This window comes from Methylobacterium goesingense, from assembly GCF_022179225.1.
GTDB classification, from domain to species: Bacteria; Pseudomonadota; Alphaproteobacteria; order Rhizobiales; family Beijerinckiaceae; genus Methylobacterium; species Methylobacterium goesingense.
Genome location: NZ_BPQL01000058.1, coordinates 64,162 through 88,490 on the forward strand (window position 1 = coordinate 64,162; position 24,329 = coordinate 88,490).

At 68.4% G+C, this 24,329-nt stretch carries 21 protein-coding genes; 7 read left to right on the forward strand and 14 right to left on the reverse strand.

Annotation, left to right across the window (positions count from 1 at the left end):
* Positions 1–53 precede the first annotated feature (53 nt).
* Positions 54–2,312 (forward strand): ComEC/Rec2 family competence protein, encoded by a 2,259-nt coding sequence (locus MFF30_RS11225; RefSeq protein WP_238279459.1) that lies wholly within the window; start codon positions 54–56, stop codon positions 2,310–2,312.
* Here MFF30_RS11225 and lexA read toward each other — a convergent pair.
* The 11 genes from lexA to MFF30_RS11280 all read right to left on the reverse strand — a co-directional run bounded on the left by lexA (position 2,306) and on the right by MFF30_RS11280 (position 13,113).
* Positions 2,306–3,058, reverse strand: coding sequence for a transcriptional repressor LexA (gene lexA / locus MFF30_RS11230; protein ID WP_238279488.1), 753 nt, complete (start codon positions 3,056–3,058; stop codon positions 2,306–2,308). The genes MFF30_RS11225 and lexA overlap by 7 nt on opposite strands.
* 108 nt (positions 3,059–3,166) lie before the next feature.
* Positions 3,167–3,868, reverse strand: coding sequence for a metallophosphoesterase family protein (locus MFF30_RS11235; RefSeq protein ID WP_238279460.1), 702 nt, complete (start codon positions 3,866–3,868; stop codon positions 3,167–3,169).
* 77 nt (positions 3,869–3,945) lie between these two features.
* Positions 3,946–4,908: a type II secretion system F family protein gene (locus tag MFF30_RS11240; protein ID WP_238279461.1), complete on the reverse strand. Its 963-nt coding sequence runs from the start codon at positions 4,906–4,908 to the stop codon at positions 3,946–3,948.
* Positions 4,909–4,985: 77 nt separating this feature from the next.
* Positions 4,986–5,954 carry a type II secretion system F family protein gene (locus MFF30_RS11245; protein WP_238279462.1) on the reverse strand — a complete coding sequence of 323 codons (969 nt, stop codon included), beginning with the start codon at positions 5,952–5,954 and terminating at the stop codon, positions 4,986–4,988.
* Complete coding sequence (locus tag MFF30_RS11250) at positions 5,951–7,405, reverse strand: TadA family conjugal transfer-associated ATPase (protein WP_238279463.1); 1,455 nt, start codon at positions 7,403–7,405, stop codon at positions 5,951–5,953. Before MFF30_RS11250 ends, MFF30_RS11245 begins: the two co-directional genes overlap by 4 nt.
* Before the next feature lie 42 nt (positions 7,406–7,447).
* Positions 7,448–8,692 (reverse strand): CpaE/TadZ family protein, encoded by a 1,245-nt coding sequence (locus MFF30_RS11255; RefSeq protein WP_238279464.1) that lies wholly within the window; start codon positions 8,690–8,692, stop codon positions 7,448–7,450.
* A gap of 79 nt (positions 8,693–8,771) precedes the next feature.
* On the reverse strand, positions 8,772–9,506 hold the full coding sequence (locus MFF30_RS11260; protein ID WP_238279465.1) for a CpaD family pilus assembly protein: 735 nt from the start codon (positions 9,504–9,506) through the stop codon (positions 8,772–8,774).
* A gap of 47 nt (positions 9,507–9,553) precedes the next feature.
* A complete protein-coding gene (locus MFF30_RS11265; protein WP_238279466.1) occupies positions 9,554–11,074 on the reverse strand; it encodes a type II and III secretion system protein family protein in 1,521 nt (506 codons plus the stop codon).
* Between the two features lie 35 nt (positions 11,075–11,109).
* Positions 11,110–11,907 carry a Flp pilus assembly protein CpaB gene (gene cpaB, locus MFF30_RS11270; RefSeq protein ID WP_238279468.1) on the reverse strand — a complete coding sequence of 266 codons (798 nt, stop codon included), beginning with the start codon at positions 11,905–11,907 and terminating at the stop codon, positions 11,110–11,112.
* 125 nt (positions 11,908–12,032) lie between these two features.
* Complete coding sequence (locus MFF30_RS11275) at positions 12,033–12,539, reverse strand: A24 family peptidase (RefSeq protein ID WP_238279469.1); 507 nt, start codon at positions 12,537–12,539, stop codon at positions 12,033–12,035.
* A 391-nt stretch (positions 12,540–12,930) separates the two neighbouring features.
* Positions 12,931–13,113: a Flp family type IVb pilin gene (locus MFF30_RS11280; RefSeq protein WP_238279470.1), complete on the reverse strand. Its 183-nt coding sequence runs from the start codon at positions 13,111–13,113 to the stop codon at positions 12,931–12,933.
* A gap of 358 nt (positions 13,114–13,471) precedes the next feature.
* Between MFF30_RS11280 and MFF30_RS11285 the strand changes: the two genes are divergently transcribed.
* On the forward strand, positions 13,472–14,017 hold the full coding sequence (locus MFF30_RS11285) for a pilus assembly protein N-terminal domain-containing protein (protein WP_238279489.1): 546 nt from the start codon (positions 13,472–13,474) through the stop codon (positions 14,015–14,017).
* Positions 14,018–14,045: 28 nt separating this feature from the next.
* On the opposite strand, the gene MFF30_RS11290 is transcribed toward MFF30_RS11285, so the two are convergent.
* Together MFF30_RS11290 and MFF30_RS11295 are read right to left on the reverse strand one after the other, a co-directional pair.
* Positions 14,046–14,513: a response regulator gene (locus MFF30_RS11290; RefSeq protein WP_238279472.1), complete on the reverse strand. Its 468-nt coding sequence runs from the start codon at positions 14,511–14,513 to the stop codon at positions 14,046–14,048.
* Positions 14,498–15,646: a PAS domain-containing protein gene (locus tag MFF30_RS11295; RefSeq protein ID WP_283205888.1), complete on the reverse strand. Its 1,149-nt coding sequence runs from the start codon at positions 15,644–15,646 to the stop codon at positions 14,498–14,500. Before MFF30_RS11295 ends, MFF30_RS11290 begins: the two co-directional genes overlap by 16 nt.
* 322 nt (positions 15,647–15,968) lie before the next feature.
* Here MFF30_RS11295 and MFF30_RS11300 point away from each other — a divergent pair, with 322 nt between their 5' ends.
* Together MFF30_RS11300 and MFF30_RS11305 are read left to right on the forward strand one after the other, a co-directional pair.
* Positions 15,969–17,474 (forward strand): AmpG family muropeptide MFS transporter, encoded by a 1,506-nt coding sequence (locus tag MFF30_RS11300; RefSeq protein WP_238279473.1) that lies wholly within the window; start codon positions 15,969–15,971, stop codon positions 17,472–17,474.
* Positions 17,475–17,493: 19 nt separating this feature from the next.
* The gene (locus MFF30_RS11305) at positions 17,494–18,438 is read left to right on the forward strand and encodes an EcsC family protein (protein WP_373320885.1); all 945 of its coding nucleotides are present in this window, start codon (positions 17,494–17,496) and stop codon (positions 18,436–18,438) included.
* A 6-nt stretch (positions 18,439–18,444) separates the two neighbouring features.
* Here the strand turns inward: MFF30_RS11305 and MFF30_RS11310 are convergent, their stop codons facing one another.
* Positions 18,445–19,833 (reverse strand): leucyl aminopeptidase family protein, encoded by a 1,389-nt coding sequence (locus tag MFF30_RS11310; RefSeq protein WP_238279476.1) that lies wholly within the window; start codon positions 19,831–19,833, stop codon positions 18,445–18,447.
* A 164-nt stretch (positions 19,834–19,997) separates the two neighbouring features.
* Here MFF30_RS11310 and MFF30_RS11315 point away from each other — a divergent pair, with 164 nt between their 5' ends.
* The 3 genes from MFF30_RS11315 to purH form a co-directional block, all read left to right on the forward strand.
* Positions 19,998–20,858: a tetratricopeptide repeat protein gene (locus MFF30_RS11315; RefSeq protein ID WP_238279478.1), complete on the forward strand. Its 861-nt coding sequence runs from the start codon at positions 19,998–20,000 to the stop codon at positions 20,856–20,858.
* Between the two features lie 129 nt (positions 20,859–20,987).
* The gene (locus MFF30_RS11320; RefSeq protein WP_238279479.1) at positions 20,988–22,718 is read left to right on the forward strand and encodes a heparinase II/III family protein; all 1,731 of its coding nucleotides are present in this window, start codon (positions 20,988–20,990) and stop codon (positions 22,716–22,718) included.
* A 91-nt stretch (positions 22,719–22,809) separates the two neighbouring features.
* A partial coding sequence (gene purH, locus MFF30_RS11325) for a bifunctional phosphoribosylaminoimidazolecarboxamide formyltransferase/IMP cyclohydrolase (RefSeq protein WP_238279480.1) occupies positions 22,810–24,329 on the forward strand: 1,520 nt, incomplete at its 3' end.

Genomic DNA, 24,329 nt, shown 5'->3' on the forward strand with positions numbered 1-24,329 from the left:
ATCGTCTCGCATCGTGCCGATTTCCCCGGCCCGGTCTCACCGAGGGCGCAGTCATGGCGCGGGCGCAGGGAGTAGCGGCGGCGGCGCGGGCGTTTCGCCTGCGCGCGGCGCGTCGCCCCGTGCTCGACCTTGTCGGCAATTGGTTTCGGGCCGGGTGGACGCGGGAGGTCGATCAGCGCCGCCTGTTCCCCTGGCTCGCGGTGGCCTTCGGCCTCGGCATCCTCGTGTACTTCACAGGCACGCGTGGGGCGCCGACGCTCGCCGCGCCTCTCATTGCCGCCGCCCTGCTGGCCGCCACGACACCGTTCCTGCGCGCGCGGCCCCTCGGTCTCGGATTGACGCTTGCGGGCATCGCCGCCCTGCTGGGCTTTGCCGCCGCGATCATCCGGGTAGAGCGCCTGGCCGGCCCTATTCTGGCCCGCACCACCATCGCCAGCCTCGTCGGGACCATCGAAGCCCTCGATGAGCGCGAGGAAGGGGCGCGCCTGATCGTACGGGTGGAAAGCTTCGGTGTACTCGGCCCGGAGATGCGACCGGCGCGGGTCCGGGTCTCCTATCGGAAAGCGGTGGCGCTCAAGCCCGGAGACCGCATCGCAGCCACCGCCCGGCTGTTGCCGCCCCCGGAAGCGGCGCGGCCCGGGGGCTACGATTTCGGACGCGACGCCTATTTCCGCGGCATCGGCGCGGTGGGTTCGCTCGTCGGCAAGATCGAAGTCCGACCACCGGCCCAGGCTCCCGATCGCAGCGCCCGATTGGAGGCTGCCATCGACGACGCGCGCAACGCCCTCACCCGCCGGATCACAGATGCCAACGGCGGACAGGCGGGTGCCGTGGCAGCCGCCCTCGTCACGGGCAAGCGCGGCCTGATCGGACCGGAGACGAACGACGTGCTGCGCGCGGCCGGAATTTACCACGTGGTCTCGATCTCGGGGCTGCACATGGTGCTGGCGGCCGGGGTGGTGTTCTGGCTGGTGCGGGCGCTACTCGCCGTCGTGCCCTGGTTCGCGCTTCACTGGCCCATCAAGAAGATCGCCGCGGCCTTCGCCATGGTGGGCGTGATGGCTTATTGCGTCTTCTCGGGCTGGGACATCGCGGCCGAGCGTGCCCTGATCATGACGTTGGTGATGCTGGGCGCGATCCTCGTGGATCGCCCGGCGCTGAGCATGCGCAACCTCGCGCTCGCGGCGATCATCGCCCTGGCGCGCGAGCCGGACGGCGTGCTCGGCCCGAGCTTCCAGATGTCGTTCGCCGCCGTGGCTGGACTGATCGCCTGTGCGCGCCTGATCGGTGGCAACGCCTTCCGCCGCGATGGGAGCGGGCCACTCGCGCGTGCCTTGGGATGGCTTCTGGCGGCTGTCGTGGGAACGCTCGCGACGACGCTTGTCGCCCAGATGGCGACGGCGCCCTTCGCGACCTACCACTTTCAGACGGTGCAGCCGTTCGGTCTCGTGGGCAATGCCCTCACGCTGTCCCTCGTCTCCCTCGCGGTGATGCCGGCCGCCGTCCTCGGCATCCTCGCCTACCCGTTCGCCCTCGACCAGCCCGTCTGGTGGGCGATGGGTCTGGCCGTGCGAGGCATGCTGACGATTTCAGGCTGGATCGCGGGCTTCGGCCACGCCACCTACGTCGTGCCGGCCTTCGGCGCCGGGGCCCTCACGCTCATGGCAGCGGGCCTCGTCATGCTGACCCTGCCGGCCTCGTCCCTGCGCTGGTTCGGCCTCCTGCCGGCCGTGATCGGCATCGGGCTGGCCGCCCATCCGGTGCGGCACGACATCTACGTGGATCGCGAAGGTGCGGGTGCGGCGATCCGCGACGCCAGCGGCCGCCTGGCGATCCTCGGGCGTCCGCCCCCCTTCGTGCTGGACCAATGGCTGAAGGCCGATGGCGACAGCCGCAAAGCCGGCGCGGTCGCGGCGCATTCCGCAACCCGGTGCGACCGGCTCGGCTGTACCGTATCGCTGGCGGATGGACGCAGAATTGCGCTTGCCACCGACAAGCGTGCTTTGCCCGAAGATTGCGCGCGGGCCGACATTCTGATCACCCGGCGGGACGCGCCGCCTGGCTGCGCCGCAGCCATGATCCTCGATCGCGGCTTCCTGCGCTCGCATGGCGCCAGCGCGATCCGCTTCGGGCCTGAAGGGCCCATCATCACGTCCGCACGTCGTCCCGGTGAGGCGGCGCCATGGCGTGTGCCCACAACCGAACCGGCCCCGACGCCGCAACGCGCGACTGCGATCGAAACGTCGCGCGCGGAGCCCGGGCCCGAAGACACGGACGTGCCGGAGGTCGAACCGGGCGATGCGGCTCAGTAGCGCCGGACGAGGCTCACCAACCGTCCCTGGATACGCACCCGATCGGGTCCCAGAACGCGTGTCTCATAGGCCGGATTCGCCGCCTCCAGGGCGATCGAGGATCCGCGCCGGCGCAGGCGCTTCAGCGTGGCCTCTTCGTCGTCGATCAGCGCCACGATGATGTCGCCCGTGTTCGCGGTTTCCTGCTTACGGATGACCACGAGGTCCCCGTCGAGGATGCCGGCCTCGATCATCGAGTCGCCGCGCACCTCCAGGGCATAGTGCTCGCCCCCTGCGAGGAAGTCGGGCGACATGGTCACCGAGTGACTCTGCTCCTGAATTGCCGCTATCGGCGTGCCGGCGGCGATCCGACCCATGACCGGAATGGTGACGGCGCGACCGCTCTCGTCCGTGGCCTGCGTGGTCGGCAAGCGAGAGACAGAGGCGCCGGCCGGCATGCCCTTGCCCTTGCCGCCCTCGACGACGCTCGGTGTAAACCGGCGAACCTCGGGCGCTGCGGCGGCGCGCGATGCCCCGCCCTCGCCACCGAGGCTTTCGGGCATCCGGATCACTTCGATCGCCCGGGCCCGATTGGGCAGGCGGCGCAGAAAACCGCGCTCTTCGAGCGCCGTGATCAACCGATGGATGCCCGATTTCGACTTCAAATCGAGGGCATCCTTCATCTCGTCGAACGAAGGGGGAACGCCACTCTCGCGCATCCGGTGCTGGATAAACTGGAGAAGATCCAGCTGCTTACGCGTCAACATGCGGAACACTCTTCGTTCAGGCCGGGGGTTGCGTCGCGGCGTCACAGAAACAAATCACGAACACATTAAACGTTCCGCAAGTGTTCCGCAAGAGTTCCTGGCGGTCTGTCAAGGGCGTCCGGTCCGGTCGGACATCTGCGGAGTGTCACGCGGCGCCTGAAGAAATTCCACCGGACCGGAGCTTGCCGTCGTGAAGACCCCTGCGGTCAGGGCTTGGCCGTACACGCAGGCCGTGTCCAGGTTCGTGCGAAAGCTCCGGGCGTCCGGCCGGCCGTTCCGCTGGGGCGTGTGGCCGTGAACCACATGCTTTCCGAAATCGTAATTCGAGCCGAGGAACGGCTCGCGGATCCAGAGACGCGCCGTGACGTCGGGGTCGATTCCACGACATCCAGGCCGAAATCCCGCATGCACGTAGTACCGCCCGGCGTCTTCGTGAACTGTCGGCAGGGCCGAGATCCAGGTGAGAACCTCGTCCGGAAGCTCGCCGGCATCTGCGGCTCCGAAGGAGCGCAGCGTTTCGATTCCGCCATTTGCGAGCCAGGCCGGCGCGTCGCAAACATCGCGCTGGGCGTCGAGCATCATCTGCTCGTGATTGCCCCGAAGGCAGATCATCGTTCCGTGCGATGCCGCTTGGCGCGTGCGGAGTATGCGGATCACACCAGCGCTGTCTGGCCCGCGATCGACATAATCGCCGAGACAGACGATGACGGCGGCACGTCCCCGGGCGTGATCGTCGATCCGCTCCAGGAGGCGGATCAGCGCATCCGCGCAGCCATGGATGTCGCCGATCGCATAGGTCAGGTCGGACATGCTGTCTCCGGGCGTCCGTCACCCGTCCGACATAGGATGGCCCGGCCGCTCCGGCGAGCCGTGGCCGTTCGCGCGCCCTACCGGAAGACCTGGACGAGCGCCGGTGTGAGAATCACGACGAAGAGGACGGGCAGGAAGAACAGGATCATCGGCACCGTGAGCTTGGGCGGCAGGGCGGCTGCCTTCTTCTCCGCCTCGTTCATGCGGGTATCGCGGCTTTCCTGCGAGAGCACGCGCAGTGCCTGGCCGACCGGTGTTCCGTAGCGCTCGGCCTGGATCAGGGCCGTGGTCACCGCCTTGATCTGGTCGAGACCGATGCGGTTGGCGAGATTCTCGAAGGCGATGCGCCGGTCGGGCAGATAGGAGAGTTCGGCCGTGAGCACCGCGAGTTCCTCGGCGAGCACGACGGATTGGCTGACGATCTCCGTGCTCACGCGGCGGAAGGCGTGCTCCACCGACATGCCGGATTCCACGCAGATCAGCGCGAGGTCGAGGGCGTCCGGCCAGGCGGCCCGGATCTCGGTCTGGCGCTTCTTCGACGCGTTGAGGAGGTAGAGCTCCGGAGCCTTGATGCCGAGGAGCAGCACCGCGATGACGACCACCAACCGGATGGTGAAGGGTTGATTGATCACGCCGAGGACGAAGACATAGAAGGCGGCCACGATGCCGAGGACGATCGGCGTCACGAGGCGGAAGAACAGGAAGCCGGTCTCCGCGCCCGGCGAGCGGAAGCCGGCCATCACCAGTTGCTTCTTGGCGGTCTCGGTGCCGAGCCAGCGGCCGAGGTTGAACTGCTCGACCACCCGCTTCATGTAGGCCTTCGGGGTTGTCCGCAGGGTCGCCTTGGCGGCCAGCCGCTCCCGCTCGCGCCGGCGGATCTCGTCGCGTTCCTCGCCCACCAGCTTCATGCGCTTGCCGAGCCGGTCCGGCTCGAACATGGGCTGCAGCAGCGCGAACGCCGTCGCGGCGGCGGCAATTCCCGTCAACACCATGCCGAGAAAGCGCGGATCGGTGACCTTCAGGGCGATGGCGTCCAGCAAGGGGGCTCTCCTAGCGATTGGACCGGACGAGAAGCCTCCGGACTACCCGCGCGCGCGGATCGGGGGCGCGATGACGCTCAGACGTCGAAATTGATCATTTTCTTCATGGTGAAGACCCCGATCGACATCCAGATCGCGGACCCCAGGAGGGCGAGCTTACCGATATCAGTCCGCCAGAGCAGGGAGATGTAATCGGGGCTTGTCAGGTAGGTGAGGGTCGCCACCACGAAGGGCAGGGCCGCAATGATGCCGCCCGATGCCTTGGCTTCCATGCTCATCGCCTGGATCTTGCCGGCCATCTTCTTGCGTTCACGCAGAACCCGCGAGAGGTTCGAGAGCGCTTCGGAGAGATTGCCGCCGGATTTCGCCTGAATACTGATGACGATTCCGAAGAAGTTGACGTCCGAAACCGGGACGCGCTCGTACATCTTGACCAGCGCCTCACCGAGGGACAGGCCCAAGGTCTGCGCTTCCACCACCAGGCGGAATTCGGTCCGGATCGGCTCCTCCGCTTCGCGCGAGATGATGCGGAAGCAATCGCCAACCGGGATGCCCGCGCGCACGCCGCGGGTGATGATGTCGATGGCGGTTGGCAGTTCCTTGATGAAGGCAGCGATGCGGCGCTTGCGGAGAAAGGTCAGAATCCAGAGCGGCAAGCCCAAGCCGCCCGCGAAGACCGCACCCGCTGCGACGAGCGGACCGCCCGTCATGACGAACGCGCCCGCTCCCACCACCAGCGCAAGCACCGCGGAGATCATGTAAAATTGGGATCGCGTCCAGGACAGTCCTGCCCGCGCGATCTTCAGTTCGAGGGTAACCTTCGTCCCGTTGCGCTTCGCCTCGACTTCCTTGAGGCTCTTGGCGACTTGTTCGCGACGGCTGACGATCGCCGCTCGGGTGCCCGGAGCGGCCACGACGCTGACCGCCTTCCTGCGCTCGGCCGAGCGGCGCTCGCCCGTCAGGTAGGGCATCAGGAACACATAGGCGACCGCGCCGGTAGCGACGGCGGCGAGTCCAGCCGAGAGGGGCAGGTTGAGGCCGCTCACGGTTCACCCCCGCCGAAATCGGCCGCCGCATCGAGCGCGTCGGCCAGGGCTTTCTCCTCGCCGTAGTAGCGCGCGCGCTCCCAGAAGCGCGGGCGCCCGACGCCGGTCGAGCGGTGACGGCCGATCAGCTTGCCGTTCGCGTCCTCGCCGAGCACGTCGTAGAGGAAAAGGTCCTGGGTGATGATGACATCGCCCTCGAGACCCAGCACCTCCGTGATGTGGGTGATTCGGCGCGAGCCGTCACGCAGGCGCGTCGCCTGGACGATCACGTCGATGGAGCCAACGATCATCTCGCGCAGCGTCCGCGACGGCAGGCTGAAGCCGCCCATGGTGATCATGGACTCGATGCGCGCCAGGGCTTCGCGGGGCGAGTTGGCGTGCAGCGTTCCCATGGAGCCGTCGTGGCCGGTGTTCATCGCCTGAAGGAGGTCGAAGGCCTCCGGGCCACGGACCTCGCCGACGATGATCCGTTCGGGACGCATACGCAGGCAGTTCTTGACGAGGTCGCGCATGGTGACCTGTCCGGAACCCTCCATGTTGGGCGGGCGCGTCTCCAGGCGGACGACGTGGGCCTGCTGCAGTTGCAGCTCGGCCGCATCTTCGCAGGTGATGATGCGCTCGTCCGCGTCGATGTAGCGGGTAAGGCAGTTCAGGAGTGTGGTCTTGCCCGAGCCGGTGCCGCCCGAGATGACGACGTTGCAGCGGACCCGGCCGATGATCTGCAGGATCTTGGCGCCCTCCGGCGAGATCGCCCCGAAGGTGACGAGCTGATCCAGGGTCAGCTTGTCCTTCTTAAACTTACGGATGGTCAGGACCGGCCCGTCGATCGCCAGGGGCGGCGCGATGATGTTCACGCGGGATCCGTCCGGCAAACGCGCGTCGCAGATCGGCGAGGCTTCGTCGACCCGGCGACCGACCTGGCTCACGATCCGCTGGCAGATGTTCATCAGCTGCTGATTGTCGCGAAAACGCACGTTGGTGAGCTGGATCTTGCCGCCCACTTCGATGAAGGCGCGGTTCGCACCGTTGACCATGATGTCTGCGATGTCGTCCCGGGCGAGCAGCGGCTCCAGGGGGCCATACCCGAGGACATCGTTGCAGATATCGTCGAGGAGTTCCTCCTGCTCGGCGATCGACAGCACGATGTTCTTGAGGCCGATGATCTCCGAGACGATGTCACGGATTTCCTCACGCGCCGCCTCGGCATCGAGCCGGGCCAACTGAGAGAGGTCGATCGCCTCGATCAGCGCACCGAAGATCATGCTCTTGGTGCGGAAGTAGTCTTCCGACTTCGTCGGCGCGGGCGGCGGCACGACCTCGGCCCGCCGCGACGCCTCGGCCTTGGGGCGCAGAGCGGAATCATCGTGTACCGGCAGGATCGCCTGCGGCTTGGCCACGATCGCAACCGGCCGATCCTCGGCCGCCGCGTTGCCAGAGCGCCTACCGAACATGGCGCGTTCTCCCATCGGAAAATTCAGGCAACGCGGTCGGCATCACGAGGCCTTCCGACGCGCGAGCTTGGACAGCAGCGGCTCGAACAGGTTCTGGCGCGCGCGCCGCTGCTCCGTCCGGCCGGTGATCAAGGCCGCCAGGCTCGACAGGACCTCGGCCGCCTTGGACCCGCTCTGCACCTCGGCCAGCATCTGCCCGTTGTTGGCGGCCGTGCCGAACAGCGCCGCATCGAACGGCACGCTGGCGCTGATCGTCGCGTCCAGCGATTTGGCGAATTCGGCCGCGGCGATCTCGGGCCGTTTGGGGACGCCGGTTCCGTTCAGGATCACCCGAGGCCTGCGATCGTTCGGGCGATTCTGCTGGAGGAGGGTGAGCAAGTTTTTCGTGTTGCGCAGGGAGGCGAGTTCGGGGCTCGCCACGATGAGGATCTCGTCCGCTCCGATGAGCATGCGTCGCGACCACGCGGTCCACTGGTGCGGCACGTCGAGGACGATGCAGGGCACGGCCGCGCGCAGGAGGTCGAGAAGATTGTCGAAGGCCGGCTCGGTAAGGTCCGTCGTGCGGTCGAGGGTGGCGGGCGCCGCCAGCAGCGAGAGATTGTCGCTGCACTTCGACAGCAGCCTGTCGAGGAGGTTCGAATCGAGGCGGTCCGGGGCGAACACCGCCTCGGCGATGCCCTGCGGCGGGTCCTGGTTGAAGTTCAGGCTTGCCGTTCCGAAAGCGATATCGAGGTCGGCGATAACGGTCGCCGTATCCTGCTCGCGGGCGATGGTCCACGCGAGGTTGTGGGCGATGGTGGATGCGCCGACGCCCCCCTTGGCACCGACCACCGCCACGGTCCGTCCGACCGGCTTGGCGCCCGGAATGGTGAAGAGGTCGGAGATCGCCTGGATCAGGTCGATCGCCTGCACGGGCGCCATCAGGTACTCGCTCACCCCGCGCTGGATGAACTGTCGGTACAGCTGCACATCGTTGACATGCCCGATGACGACGACCTTCGTGCCCTCGTCGCAGACCTCGGCCAGCTGATCGAGGCACTCCAGGGGGCGGGACCTGGCACTCTGCGTCTCGATGACGATGACGTTCGGTGTCGGCGCATGCCTGTAGGCCTCGACGGCGGCCGGGCCGCCGCCCATCTGAACTTTGATGTGCGCCTTCTGCATCCGCCGGTCGGTCCCCACGGACTCGATCAGTGACGCGGTCTCCGACGTATCGCAGAAGGCCTGGATCGTGATCCGAGGTACCGGGGCGATGATGCGCTCAGACGACGCGTTCAGGTCCGGCATGAGGTGGATTCCGGTTCAGGTTGCCGCCGATGCGGGAGGAAGATTGGCAGTTCGTCGCGATGGCCGGGCTCCGGCCCGGTCACTCGCCGACAGCTGCCTTCACGGACGTCTTCCCATCCTGCCGCCATTGGGTTGACGGATCCTTGCCTTCGCGCATCTTCGTGATGTCACCCGTGCGCCGGATCGTGTCGATCCGACCCTCGGGACGCCCGCGCACGAGATCGACGGGGTCGGCGATCTGGGCAGCGAAGTTGTTCTGGCTGGCACAGCCGAGGTTCCAGTGAGACTCGTTGCGGCCGCTGAAGGCCGGGTCGCCGACGCCGAGATCCTGAGGCCAGGTTCCGCACTGGCTGGCGACCTTCGCCTCCATGCGCTGGAAGCTAAGCCGCAAGGGGGCGGCGAGGCCCGGATTAGCGACCGCGTAGCTCGTGACGGCGATGCGGCCCGGCGGGATACCACCTTCGGCACCGATCCGCCGGATCGCCGCGGCCGTCCGCTCCACGCCCGCCCCCATTCCGGGTGCGACACCGCGCGGGATGTCGAGCACGAGGGTGCCTCGCCCATAACGGCGGAACTCGAGGATGAAGGCATCGATATCCGCGGCCTGACGCGGGTCGACATGGCCGGTGCCGGTCACGAAGACATCCAGGCTGCGCGCGCCGTCCGCGAGGACGATCGGGTGGCGGGCGCGATAATCGTGCGGGTAGAGCGAGCCGGTCGTCGCCACGCGATCGGCGCGGCAGGCGCCCAGGAGCGCGGCGACGCTCGCGACCGCCGCCAGGGCCAGTGCGTTTCGGGGGGACGGAAGGGACATCGTGATCGGGTCCTGTAGAGGCGGCGCGCGAAGATGAGGCGGTCGATCTAGTCGGTGATGAAGCCGACGCGGCCGCGGTAGCCGTTGCCGAGGGGGTTGGCGCCCGCGACCCCGTAGAGTTTGTTCAGGCGGCCGAGGAGGATGGCCTGTGCATCCTGGGCGTCGACGAAGCCGTCATCCGGTCGCGCGATCTGGCGCGGTTCCATGGCTTTCGCGATGTACGGGGTGACCATGATCATCAGCTCCGTCTCCTGGCGCTGATAATCGCGGGAGCGGAACAGGGCGCCGATGATCGGCAGGTTGATCAGCCCCGGCAACCCCGAGATCGCCGCCTTGTTGCGCTGCTGGATCAGGCCGGCCGTCATCATCGTGGCGCCGGAGGCGAGCTCCACCGTGGTTTCGGATTTGCGGAGCGTAAAGCCCGGGACGGAGGTGTTCTGAGCGCCGGTGGCGGTGGTGCCCGCCGACACGAAATTGAATGAGTTCTGCTGGTCGATCTCGGAAACCTCGGTCCCGACGCGCACCGAGATGCGGTTCTGCGCGAGGACCACGGGCGTGAAGCTGAGACTGACGCCATACTGCTTGAAGCTGATGCCGATGGTGCAGACGCCACCGGTGCAGTTCTGGGAGGCCGGAACGGGAATTTCGCCACCGGCCGTGAACTTGGCGGATTCGCCCGAGATCGCCGTCAGGGTCGGTTCGGCGAGGATGCGTGAAACACCCGCTTGCTCGAAGGCCCTCAGGGTCGCGGTCAGGCTGGCGCCGCCGGACCCGGTGACGGTCCCGGACAGGAGGTTTCCCGACGGGAACTGGCCGCCGTTCAGGGCGAGCGGCGTGGTGTTGGCGAGGTTCAGGCCCGACCAGCTGCCGTTGAGGTTGACGCCGAACTGCTTGAGAACCGTACGCGAGACCTCGACCACGGTGACGCGTAGCATCACCTGATCCTTGTCCCGGATGGTGAGGTTGTTGATCACCGCGCCCCGGCTCGCCGAAGCATTGGCGGTAGCACCCGTAGTCTGGCCCACAGCTCCGGCCACACCGTTCACGCCGACGAACCCGTTGGTGATGTCGACGGCCTGCGCGGCCTCGGAGGCCGAGGCCACCGAACCGGAGAGAATGATCGAGTTCCCGGCCGAGCGAAGGTCGAACCGCCCGCCCGGGATGCTGCGCATGAGGATCTGGCTGAGTTCGCCGAGATTCAGGTTCGTCGCGACCGTGACGTCGAGGGCCGTGATCTGCCGTCCCTCTGCGTCCATGATGAAGATCGAGGTGGCCCCGTTCTCCATGCCGATGACGAAGACCTTGCGGGTGGACCGTACGACGGCGTTGGCGACCTTCGGATTGGCGACGAAGACCTCCTTGGCGTCCCGCGGCAGGTCGATCACCAGGGACCTGCCCATGGTGAGGTCGACACGCCGGGCCGTGCTGCCCTCGTTTCCGCCGACCGCGAGGACCGGCGCCGGGATCGTGTTGCGGGTGGGTTGGGCCCGGACAGGGCCGGCGGACGCCGCGACGACGAGCGCCGCTCCGACCGAGCCGAGGCGAAGGAATGTGCGGGAGTAGGTCATCGGCGCGTCCTCTGTCGTCAGGTGTGCGTTTCGTCTCAGCGCCGCGATTGCTGCTTCGCGACGCCGAACCGCACGACGGTGAGCGCTGTTTCGGGACGTGCTTCGAGGGTCGGGTCGCTGATGCGACCGCTATCGACGAGGCTTCGAAGGGAGAGAGAGAGTTGGCCCGCCTTCTGGGCCATGGTCACGAGTTCGGCCTGGGCCGGGGTCAGGGCGAGGGTGGCGGTTTCGCCCGTCACGACGTTGTTGCCGTTCTTCTCCTGCACGATCTGTCCGATCGCCAGGACGCGAATGTCCTGAAGCAGGGTCTCGGAGGCCTGCGCGTCGCCGTTGCCGCGCCCCACATCCTCGTCGCGGTAGGTGCGGATGATGTCGACATGATCGTTCGGCAGGATGAAGCCGCCCGCCGTGTTCGATCCGCGTGTGTCGATGGTGATCGCGACCGCACGCATGCCCGCGGGAAGGACCGCGGCAAGGAAACCGCCATCGGACCGGGCGAGCTTCTGTGGGCGGATCGGCTCGCCGGCAAGGAAGTTCGAGCGGGTTATGGACCCGACGATCTCCTCCATACCCTTCGGTGAGCTGGTGCGGGTGATGTAGCCCGCCGAGAGCGCGTCGTTCGGCCAAGGCTGCCAGCGCAGGTCAGGCGCCTGGATGTTCTGCCCCATGGGCAACTCGGCGGCTGCCACCAGCACGTCCGTCACCGGGACGGCGGGGGGCGGAGCGACGGCGATCGGCTGAACCGTCGGCTTGTCTTCGCCGCTCATGAGGAAAGCCGCCGCTCCGCCCGCAACGAGCGCAATCGCGAGAACGGCAAGTCTGGCTGGTTTCATCACCGGGCTCGAACCTAAGGACGGCGGATCGCCGTACGGTTCGGATCTGAGGCCGGATTCCTCAAATTACGGTTAACAAGCGGTAATCAATGCGATCGAAATTGCTATTTGGTACAGATGGCCAGTCAGATCCCGAGGCTACGGGTCCAGATGACGGTCTCGGGCAGGACCAGAAGAGCGGCGAGCGCCAGCGCGATTCCGTACGGGACGCCGGTCTTCGCATCGTGAAGATGCAACGCGAAGGGCAGCCGTGCGACCGGGCCGGGGAGCGGAAGCGCCCGCATCGCCAGGAGACCGAGCGTCAGAGCACCGCCCGACACGGAGGCGAGGAGAAGGTATTCGGGCAGGTGGTCGAAGCCGATCCAGAGGGCGGTCGCGGCAGCGAGCTTGGCATCGCCGCCCCCGATCAGCCCGAAGGCGAACAGACTGAAGGTGACCAGCAGGGTCACGGCTCCCGCACCGAGGTGGTTGGCGATCTCGCTCAAACCAAACCCGCTCGCGATCGCGAAGGCCGCGAAGGCGACCGCCAAGGCAATCGACACGGTGTTGGGGATGAGCATGGTCAGGAGGTCCCGGGAGGCCGCGTAGGCCATCAGGAACGGGAAGACCACGAGAAGGCTGAGGCTGGCCATATCGGTTCAACAGTCTCGCGCGACGCGATCGGCGTACGGACCACGCTCGGGCCCGGGCCTCTCTGGGGTGATCCGGGATGTGTCCATGGTGCCCAGCGACCCTCCGGCGAGATCCGCCACTCGGGTGGGTCGGTCGCGTTGCGGTCGAACAGCGGAGAGGGCAGCCACGCGAACGTGGCATGCCCGAGAATTCCGTGAACTGCCGATCGAGTACGGGCGACAGTGCTCGTTGTTGGAGAGCCGAGCCTGGTGCCCGCTCCATGTGTAACCGTGAGAGGTGCGCCGACCGTCTCCGGCGAGGCCCCTCAGACAAGGTCGGCCCGCCAGGATCCGGGCCGCGCTCTCCCGCTGCGTTGCACCGGCCAATTGCCGGAACGCAACGCTCCCGGGATTACTTCGCAGCGGGCGCCGTCGCGAGGTTGGTGGCGACTGCACCGAGCTTGGTGTTCAGGTTGGTGCCGATCGTGGAGAGGGTACCGATGATCACGACGGCGATGAGGGCGGCGATCAGGCCGTACTCGATGGCGGTGGCACCGGACTCGTCGGCGGCGAAACGCTTGAAAATGGAGGTCATGGCAAAGTACCCCTGAAGTGGATGTGCCGCACACGCCCTCGGCGTCTCTCCGGCGACCCAGTCAGAATGTCAGGGGCCTCTTGCGATTGGGTTAAATCGATCCGCGAAACCGGGTCCAGGCTCAGGGCCTCGGATCATCATCAAGAAATCCTTAACGCCACCGGCGGCTATGGCCGACTCCGTGGGACGCGACTGAAGAGCGGCGCGTTCTCGAGGTCGGCGACGAACGCGGACGCGTTGGACCTTCAGCGCCACGCTCCGAGATAGCGCAGTTATCGGTTCGTTTACCCTGCGCGTGCTTCTTCGGCGGACCACTCTCGGCGCGCCGGCTCGTTCGGATGTGCCGGCATCAAGCGTGATGGGCGTCGTGCCGTACGGTTTCAGTGAGCCTCCGATGCAACAGCGCGCGAACCCGTCCCGCATAGCCGCCCGGACCCTCGCCGCCGTCTTGTTGTCCGTCTGGTCCGCCTTCGGCTGCCCCACCGTGAAAGCCCAGCCGACGACGGGCGCACCGACCATCGTCACGGTGACGGTCGACAATGCCAAGGTGATCCGGTTGCCCGACCGGACCCAAACGGTGATCGTCGGCAATCCCATCATCGCGGACGTCGCCCTCCAGAAGAACGGCGTGCTGATCCTCACCGGGAAGAGCTTCGGCAGTACCAACCTGATCGCCCTCGACGCATCGGGAAGCATGCTGGCGGAATCGACCATCAGCGTTCAGGCGCCGCAGGCCGCCGTGATAACCGTTCAGCGCGGGCTCGACCGCGAGTCGTATTCCTGCACGCCGAACTGTCAGCCGTCGATCCAACTCGGCGACGCGACGAAATACTACGGGGACGTCAGCGGCCAAGCCGAAGCACGCCGTGCCATGGCGACGGGTACCGGAGCAGCCGCCCGCTGAGACTCGCCGACAGGCGGCTGCGGACGGCTCACCCCTCGGACAGGTAGCGCGGCTCCACACAGTCCCGAGTCGCGAGCCGAAAACCGTCGAGTCCTTCGATCGTCGCCGCGCGCCCCGCGCGCAGATCCGCCACATAGCGCAGGGCGCCGGCGACCACCCGCTCCGAATACGGCTTGGCGATCACCCCCATCGCTCCGGCGAAGTCATCGGGAATGCGCTTGGCGTTCGCCGTCATGAACACCACCGTGGTGTGCGGGTCGGCGCTGAGCGCTCGGGCCACCTCGACACCGGTGGGGCCGTCCACCAAGTGGATGTCGACGAACGCCACGTCGGGGGCCGTCGAGATGCCGAGGGCGATCGCCTCGGCGGAGCTTCCGGCGACGCCCACGACATCGTGGCCGAGTTCATCGAGCAGGCATTCGAGTTCGAGGGCAATGAGGACCTCGTCCTCGACCACGAGGACGCGCAGGGCCGGACTGGTCATCGTGTCGTCCATTCCGCTTCCGGGGCCCGCTCCGTACCGGTCCGCAGGGAGACCGCATCGAGCGGCACCGTAATTTCGACGCGTGTACCGGGGGCGACATCGCTCCAGACGATCACGCCGCGAAGCTGGCGGACGACCATCTCGACGAGGGAGCGTCCGAAGCCCGCCGGATTCGGCTTGCCACCGGCAAGGCCGATCCCGTCGTCCTGGATCAGCATGCGCAGCCCTTCGTCGCTGCGCTGCGCCGTGATGGTGATCCGCCCGGCCCGGCTGTCCGGAAAGGCGTGACGGACGGCGTTGGTCGCCAACTCATGGAGCATCAGCGCAAGGGGCGCCGCCATCGCGGCGGAAACCGCGATCGAATCGATCTCAGCGCTGACGGCCGTCCGTTCGTTGTCGATGCCGGCGACGAGTTCGGAGACAAAGTCCTCGGCGAATTCACGCAGATCGAACCGCGTTACGTCGCCAGTGGAGTAGAGCATCCGATGGACGGTGGAGAGGGCACCAACACGCTCCGCCATGCCCTGCAGCGCGTCGCGGACCTCGCCGCGCGGTGTGCGCCGGGCCTTCAACAGCATCAGGGACGAGATGACCTGGAGGTTGTTCTTGACCCGGTGATCGACCTCGTGGAGCAGCGCGGTCTTCTGCTCGAGCGCGGCCCGCAGGTCCGCGGTCTGCTCGGCGACCCGTCGTTCGAGTTCGTCGTTGGCGTCGCGCATCGCGACTTCGTGGCGATATTTGCCCGTCATGTCGGCCTGAGCCGAATAGAAATGAACGATCCGCCCTGTGGCGTCGCGCACGGGCGCCACTGTCATGCCGTTCCAGAACGACGTGCCGTCCTTGCGGTAATTGACCAGCTCGATCTCGATCGGCCGGCCCACCCGCACGGCTTCGCGGAGGCGGCGCACAGCGCGCGGATCCGTGTCGGCACCCTGAAGCATCCGGCAGTTTCTGCCGTCGAGATCCTCCCAGGAATAACCCGTCAGGGCGAGGAATGCGTCGTTGGCCCAGACGATCGGGTTGTCGGCCAGGCGCGGATCGGTGAGCACCATCGGCGTCGGGCTGGCCGTGAAGGCGGCCACGAACGCGCCGGCGTCGATCCCGAGCTTGCGCGGTCCAGCGGCGGGGGGATCCCTATGCGTCATGATCGGCGTCGGCCAAAGCTGTCCACCCGGTCTGCAAGTTCAGATGTTCAGCCGTCACTGCCCCACCGGATGAAGCGAGCGAGTTGACCCCTCGGAGCACCCGCCCGTCAACGGAAAATTCGCCCATGGTCGATCGCCCGGGCCGGTCTGCCAACAGGAAAAATGCGAGACGTCGCATTAAGGTTTTGGAAGGCATGCTGCGTCCGGTGAGCGCCGCGCAACGGCCTGCGGGTCCTGGGACAACTCCGGGCGTGGGATCGGAGCCGTGGGCTGATATGGTTTGCGGGCATCAAGCCCGTTCGACCCCTAGGAGTTCCATGCCATGGCCCGAAGCGACGCAACGGCCCGAAGCGACCTGGGCGACGCCCCGACCCGGCGCCTCCGCCTAAAGGACATCGTCGAGGACCGGCGCATCCTGCTGATGCTGGCGCTGGGCTTCTCGTCGGGACTGCCCCTGTTGTTGGTGCTTGGCACCTTCTCGACGCGGCTCGCCTATTCGGACGTCGATATCAAGTCGATCGGCCTGTTCAGCTACCTTGCGCTTCCCTACACCCTGAAGTTCCTCTGGGCGCCGCTGATCGACCGGTTCGACGTACCCGTCCTCAGCCGCGCCCTCGGGCGACGCCGGGCCTGGATGATCGCGACCCAGTGCGCGGTGGCCATCGCGCTGACGCTAATGGCCTTCGCCGATCCGGGCACCAGCCTGGCGCTGCTCGGGCTCGGCGCCTTCCTCGTCGCCATCTGCGCAGCGACCCAGGACGTGGTCATCGACGGCTGGCGCATCGACGCCGCCGGCACGGACCTCCAGGGCGTGATGGCGGCGACCTCGAACCTCGGCTACCGGCTCGCCCTGATGTCGGCCGGCGCAGGTGCGCTCTTCATCGCCAGCGCCTACGGTTGGAGCGTGGCCTACCTGTCGATGGCAGCCCTGATGGGCGTCGGCATGTTCGCGGCGCTGTTCGCCCCGGCCTACGATCGCGCCTCCAGCGAGCGGGCGCCGGCGGCACCCAAGCCGGCCTGGACGCTCCGTAGCGCGATCCTCGAGCCCCTGGCCGAGCTTCACGCGCGGCTCGGGCACAGCCTCTGGGCCATCCTCGTCCTCGTCGCTTTTTACCGCATGCCCGACTTCATCTCCGGCGTAATGGCGAGCCCGCTCTACAAGACCGTGGGGTTCAGCCTCGTGGATATCGGCTTCGTTTCGAAGCTCTATGGCATCTGGGTGGGTATTGCCGGGGCCTTCGTCGGCGGCTGGGCGATGACCCGCTTCGGCCTGTTCCCGACCCTGGTGGTCGGCGCCTTCCTGGGCGCCGCCTCGAATCTTTCCTTCTCCTGGCTGTCCTTCGGCGGCCCGGAGGTGTGGCGCCTCACGGCGGCGATCTCCATCGACAATTTCTGCGGCTCCTTCGCCGGCATGGCGCTGATCGCCTACATGTCGAGCCTGACCGCACCAGGATTGGCCGCCACCCAGTACGCTTTGTTTTCATCGCTCTACGCGCTGCCGGGCAAGTTCGTGGCGGGCACCTCCGGCTACATCGTGGCGGCCTTCGGATATCCGGTGTTCTTCGCCCTCACCGCAGCCGTCGGCATCCCGGTGGTGATCCTCTGCATCTTCGTGGGGCGAGCCGGAGAGCGCGACGCGGCCGCCGCCAGCGCCGCGGCATCCGATCCGGTCCGCCCCGAGGCCGCCGCTGGAGACGAGATTGCCGGGAACCATCCGCGAGGCCCCGGGCTTGCTTCCACCGGCAGCAGCCCCTCGGGGAAGACCCAGCCGGATATGGCTACTTCGGAAACGAGCCGCGCCGGCCGCACCCACCCCGCACACGGATGAGACCGCAGACGTGAGCAACATCAAACTCGTGGACGACACCCTGACCGCCCCGGCCCCCATCGCCGACTCGCTTGGCCTGAGCGACGCGGACCGCGCCGCCCTGCGCCGAGCCGTCGAGGCCCTGGAGAAGCCCGGGCTCGCCGCCCGCCTCTCGGCAGTCGCCGGCGCCCCCCTCGATCTGATCGGGCGGGCACTGCCGGCCCCCGTGACCGACGCGGTGGCGCAGGCCACCGAGAGCGCCATGCGCGCTTCCCTCAAGCTCGCCTTGGCGACCCTGCCGGCGGGCCGTGAGATCCCCGTCGTCCCCGCCACCGAACCGCTGCTCACCGGGCCGACCGAACCCGAATCGGCCACGATGCGCACCGCCGCACGCCTGGCGAAGTATTTCCCGTCGAGCGCCTTCGGCCATAAGGCCTTGGCCGCCGTCTCCGGCGCGGTCGGCGGCGCCTTCGGACTCGCGACCCTCGCGGTGGAACTGCCGCTCTCGACGACCCTGATGCTGCGCTCCATCGCGCAGATCGCGCAGGAAGAGGGCGAGGATCTCCAGGATCCCGAGAACGCCCTGGCCTGCGTCCAAGTCTTCGCCCTCGGCGGACGCGAGGCGGCCGGCAGCGCCCTTACGGAGAGCGGCTATTTCGCGGTGCGCGCTGCCCTGGCCAAGACAATGGTGGAGGCCGCCCGCTACGCCGGCAATCGGGCCCTCCTCGACGAGGCCGCCCCTGCGCTGATCCGCTTCTCGGCGCAGATCGCGTCGCGCTTCGGCCTCGTGGTCTCGCAGAAGGTTGCGGCGCAGGCCGTGCCGATCCTCGGTGCAGTCGGCGGCGCGGCGGTCAACGCGGCCTTCATGGACCACTTCCAGTCGACGGCCCGCGCGCATTTCACCGTGCGGCGTCTGGAGCGGACCTACGGCGCGGCCCCGGTCCGCGCCGCCTACGAGTCCGAGAAGGCGATGCTGGGGGTCTGACCCGCCTCAGGCCTTCGGGTAGCGGCGGGACAGGAGCGCGTGGACGAGCCGCGCCGTCTGCACCTCGCCGCCTTCCGGCCGCCCCGGCTTCGTCGACGGGTTCCAGCCGTAGAGGTCGAAATGCACGTGGGCCCGCGTGGCGGGGGCGAAGCGGCGCAGAAACAGCGCCGCCGTGATCGCCCCCGCGAAGGGGCCACCCGAGACGTTGTTCAGGTCCGCAACCTTCGAATCCAGCAGGCTCGCATAGGGCTTGTGCAGCGGTAGGCGCCAGACGGGATCGGCGCAGGCCGCGCCAGCCTCCGAGACCGCATCGGCGAGCGCGTCGTCCTCGGTGAAGAAGGCCGGCAGGTCCGGCCCCAGGGCCACCCGGGCGGCGCCCGTCAGGGTCGCGAAATCAATCAGAAGCTCCGGGTTCTCGGCATCCGCCAGCGCCAGGGCGTCGGCGAGGATCAGCCGGCCCTCGGCATCGGTGTTGCCGATCTCCACCGTGAGGCCGGACCGGCTGCGGATGACGTCGCCCGGTCGGAAGGCTTCGCCCGAGACCGCGTTCTCCACCGCCGGCACGATCAGGCGTAGGCGCAGGCGAAGCCCGGAGCCCATCACCATGTCGGCTGCGGCGAGGGCGGCTGCGGACCCGCCCATGTCCTTCTTCATCAGGAGCATCGCGCTCGACGGTTTGATGTCGAGGCCGCCCGTGTCGAAGGCGACACCCTTGCCGACGAGCGTTACGCGCGGCGCGTCGGTCGGCCCCCAGGTCAGGTCGATCAGGCGCGGCGCGCGTGGGGACGACGAGCCGACCGTATGCACGAGGGGGAAGTCGCGGGCGAGATCCGCGCCCGACACGACCGAGACGCTGGCGCCGTGACGCCCAGCGACGGCGCGAACCGCCGCCTCGATCTCGGCGGGTCCGAGGTCGTTGGCGGGCGTGTTGACGAGATCGCGCCCGTTGGCGACCGCAGCGGCGATCCGCACGAGGGCTTCGGCATCGACGCCCTCCGGCGCCACGAGGGCAGGGCGCTCCGGCCCGGTATCGCGGTAGCGCCCGAAGCGGTAGCTGCCGAGCAGCCAAGCCAGCGTTGCCGTGGCGGCGTCGAACCCTTCCGCTGCAGCAAAGCGATAGGTGCCTGGTGGAAGTGCCCCGGGGAGTTTGCCCGCCAGCATGGGGTCGCCGCCGTCGCCGAGTCCGAACAGGACGGCGCCGAGCCGGCCGTCCGGCGCCGGAAGGAGGGCGAGCCGGCCGGCCTTCGGGGCGAAATCCGCCGCGCGGGCGAACGTCGCCTGCGGGCCGGGGAGGGCGGACTCGACCGCGGGCCAGGCTTCGGCCGTGACGCAGGTGATCGGCACGGCATCGTCGGCGCCGAGACTGGAGACGAGGCGGGACAGGGATTGGGTCATGGGGCTCGCGGAGGGCAGGATCGAGACGGGGGTTAACGGCGGGTTAGGGTTAACGGTCTATCACCGGCCGGTCGGGAGGGCGAAGCGTGCCTCCGACGAGACACACCGATCACACACCCGGACCGATGGGGCGCTCCCTCCCGTCGGCCGTCGCGGAGCGCGTCATGGTCACGCCGCTGTTCAATCCATTACGAACCCGGACCACCGGGCTGTTGATCACCATCCTGGTGGCGGGCTTCGCCGCCGGATGCCAGTCACGCTCGCCCGAGACCACCGGCTCGATCGGGGGGGTGTCCCTGCCGAGTTTCGGCAAGCCGCAAAACCCGGCGGTGATCGGCCGGCGCGAGGTCGACAGCCTCGGCGAGAAGTATGCGGCCGATCCCGGCGACGTCACCCTCGCGCTGCGCTACGCACAGGCTCTGCGCGCGACCAACCAGAAGCCGCAGGCGGTTGCGGTGCTTCAGCAAGCGGCCCTGCGCAACCCCAAGAACAACGCCGTGCTCGCGGCTTACGGAAAAGCGCTCGCCGATGTCGGCCGCTTTCAGGAAGCCGCGGAAGTGCTCCAGAACGCCCATACGCCGGCCCGGCCCGACTGGCGCGTCCTCTCGGCACAGGGCGCGGTGGCCGACCAACTCGGCGATCATGCCCGCGCGCAGGGGTTCTACGAGGCAGCCCTGAAGATCCAGCCCGACGACCCCCTGATTCTCTCGAATCTCGGCCTGTCCTATGCGCTGGGGCGGCAGTTGCCGCAGGCGGAAGAGACCCTGCGTCGGGCGGTCGCCCAGCCCCGCGCCGATGCGCGGGTTCGGCAGAACCTGGCGCTGGTCCTCGGGCTCCAGGGCAAATTCGCGGATGCCGAGGCCGCATCGCGAACCGACCTGTCCGCGGACGAGGCCGCCGCCAACACCGCTGCCCTCCGAGCCTTCGTGGCGCAGCCCAACAGCTGGAAAGCGCTCAAGGCCTCGGAAGCCAGGGGGCCCAAGCCCGTGCGAACGGTCGCGGCGTCGGCCGGAGCCGCCGAATGAGCGCGTCCGAGCATGGACGGAGCGCCGGATTTGCGGTTAACCGCGCAATCGGATCAACGGTCTCGCTTCGAGAAGCGGCATCCGGCGTGAGGCCCGGCGGTCGGGTTCGGCGCCGGAAGGGGAGAACGCGTGCGCTGGGGAGCTGATCGCTGGCGGTTCTACCGGCTCATCGGGCGCGAGATCGCGCGGTCCGTGCGTGATACCTATGCGCGCCTGACCGGCCGGCCCGACATCCTCGCCCGCGCCCGGGTCACGGGCCTCGTGATCGCGCCGCACGACCTGCGCACCAGCGACGCCACCTTCGCGGACGACATCTATGCCGGGTTGTTCGTGTTCGCCGGGCGCTCGCTCTCGGTGAGCGGACGCTCGCCCTTCGATTATGCGCCGCCTTCGCAGGAATGGGCCGACATCCTCTACGGCTTCGGCTGGTTGCGCCACCTGCGCGCCGCCGACACGGCGCTGGCGCGCTCCAATGCCCGCGCTTTCGTCGCCGATTTCATCGCCGGACGCGGCGACACCGCACTCGCCCGGCCGACGCCGGTGGCGGCACGGCGCCTCATCTCGTTCCTGTGCCAGTCGCCCCTCGTGCTGGAGGGCGCGGACCACGTCTTCTACCAGACCTTCCTCAAGGCCCTCGGCAAGGCCGCCCGCGAACTCGAGGGCGACCTGCGCCGGGGCATCTCGCCCCAGACCCGGCTCCTTGCCGCCGTGGCCCTCTGCTACGCGGGCCTGTGCTGTGAGGGCATCCAGCCCATTCTCCGGCGCTCCACCCGCATCCTCGTGCGCGAACTCGACCGGCAGATCCTGCGGGACGGCGGCCACCGCAGCCGCGACCCGCGCTTTGCGATGGAGCTGCTCCTCGATCTGCTGCCCCTGCGCCAGAGCTTCCTCTCGCGCAGCGTCGATCCGCCGGATGCCCTTCTGCATGCCATCGACCGGATGCTGCCGCTGCTGCGGCTGCTACGGCATCCCGATGCCTCGCTCAGCCACTTCAACGGCATGGGCGCGACGGCCGCCGACCACCTGGCCACGCTGCTGGTCTATGACGGCGCCCTGGCCCAGCCGATGATGCACGCGCCGAATTCCGGCTACGAGCGCATGGAGGGCGGCCGGGTCCTCGTGGTGGCCGATGTCGGCGCGCCGCCGCCGCTCCCCGATTCGATCAATGCCGGGGCCGGCTGCCTGTCCTTCGAGATGTCGAGCGGCCCTCAGCGGATCGTCATCAATTGCGGATTGCCGGCGAGCGGCCCGGAACTGCGCCGGCTGGCCCGCAGCACCGCCGCCCATTCGACCGCGACCGTCGCCGACACCTCCTCCTGCCGGTTCCTGGTCGGCGGCGGCGCGTGGTACGAGCGCTGGGCAGTGCGCTGGCTCTCACATCGGATCGGCCCCGTGATCCTGCGCGGCCCCCGCGCGGTGAAGTCGGAGCGGACCAGCGAGGACGGCGCCAGCATTCTGGCCGCGCGCCACGACGGCTATGCCCACGATTTCGGGGTGATCCATGAGCGCCGCTGGCGCCTCGCGGCCGGTGGCCAAGTGCTCGAAGGCGAGGACGCCTTCGTGCGCAGCGTCGGCCCGAAGCGCGGCAAGGTCCGACGCCAGGAGGTCGCGGTACGCTTCCACCTGCACCCGGCCATCGCGGCGCGCGGACTGGACGACGGCCGCATCGAACTCAGCCTACCCATCGGCGAGGTCTGGCACTTCGGTGCAGAGGGCGGCGAGATCGCCCTGGAGGAGAGCGTCTATTTCGCGGGGCTCACCGGCGCACGGCGCACCGATCAGATCGTGATCTACCTCTCCGTCGCGGACGATACCCGCGTCCGGTGGGGCTTCGCCCGGTCCCAAAGCCCGGCGGGCTGACGGGCGGCTGGCCGCAGCGCAGCATTTCGTGGTAGGCGCGCACGAGTTCCCTTGTCGCAGTTCCTTCGTATTTTGCCCCGGACGAAACGCCATGTCGCATGACCAGGTGCGGGTCACCCGCGCACTCCTCTCCGTCTCCGACAAGGCCGGCCTCGTCGAGTTCGCCACTGCTCTCGACCGCCTCGGCATCGCGCTGGTCTCCACGGGTGGGACGCACAAGGCCCTGCGTGCGGCCGGGCTGACCGTCGCGGAGGTCGCCGACCTCACCGGCTTTCCCGAGATGATGGACGGTCGGGTGAAGACGCTGCACCCGGGCATCCATGGCGGATTGCTCGCCGTGCGCGGCAACCCTGAGCATCAGGCGGCGCTGGCTGCCCACGGCATCCGCGCGATCGACCTGCTGTTGGTCAACCTCTATCCCTTCGAGGAGACGGTGGCGAAGGGAGCCGGCTACGACGATTGCGTCGAGAACATCGATATCGGCGGTCCGGCAATGATCCGCGCCGCCTCGAAAAATCACGCCGACGTGGCGGTCGTGGTCGATGTGGGCGACTACGCCGCCGTGCTCGCCGAACTCGAAGCCCAGGGCGGGTCGCTGAGCGAGCGCACCCGGCGCCGCCTCGCCCAGAAGGCCTATGCGCGAACGGCCGCCTACGATGCCGCCATCGCGAATTGGCTCGCGGGCCAGATCGAGCCGGACCCGGCGCCAGCCTTCCGGGCCTTCGGCGGCAGCCTCGCCCAGTCGCTCCGCTACGGAGAGAACCCCCACCAGGGCGCGGCCTTCTACCGCTCGCCCGGCCCGACCCGGCCCGGCGTCGCCACCGCCCGCCAGCTCCAGGGCAAGGAACTCTCCTACAACAACCTCAACGACACCGACGCCGCCTACGAGTGCGTCGCCGAGTTCGACCCGGCCCGCTCGGCCGCTGTGGCGATCATCAAGCATGCCAACCCGTGCGGCGTCGCCGAGGGGACGAGCCTCGCCGAGGCCTACGAGCGTGCCCTGAGTTGCGATCCGACTTCCGCCTTCGGCGGCATCGTGGCCCTGAACCGGACGCTCGACGCGGAAGCCGCGCGCCGGATCGTCGAGATCTTCACCGAGGTCATCATCGCGCCCGACGCCACCGAGGAGGCCATCGCGATCGTGGCCGCCAAGAAGAACCTGCGTCTGCTGCTGGCCGATGGCCTGCCCGATCCGCGCGGGCCCGGCGAGACCGTGAAAACCCTGTCGGGGGGGCTGCTGGTGCAGGCGCGCGACGCCGCGGTGGTCGACGACATGCCGCTGCGTGTGGTGACGCGGCGTGCGCCGAGCCCGCAGGAATACGCCGACCTGCGCTTTGCCTATCGGGTAGCCAAGCACGTCAAGTCGAACGCCATCGTGTATGCCCGCGACGGGGCCACGGTGGGCATCGGCGCCGGCCAGATGTCGCGGGTGGATTCTTCCCGCATCGCCGCCTGGAAGGCTGCGGAGGGCGCTCGGCGCCTCGGCGTCGCCGAGAGCCTTGCGAAAGGCTCGGTGGTCGCCTCGGACGCGTTCTTTCCCTTCGCCGACGGGCTGATCGCGGCGGCCGAGGCCGGGGCCACGGCGGTGATCCAGCCCGGCGGGTCCATGCG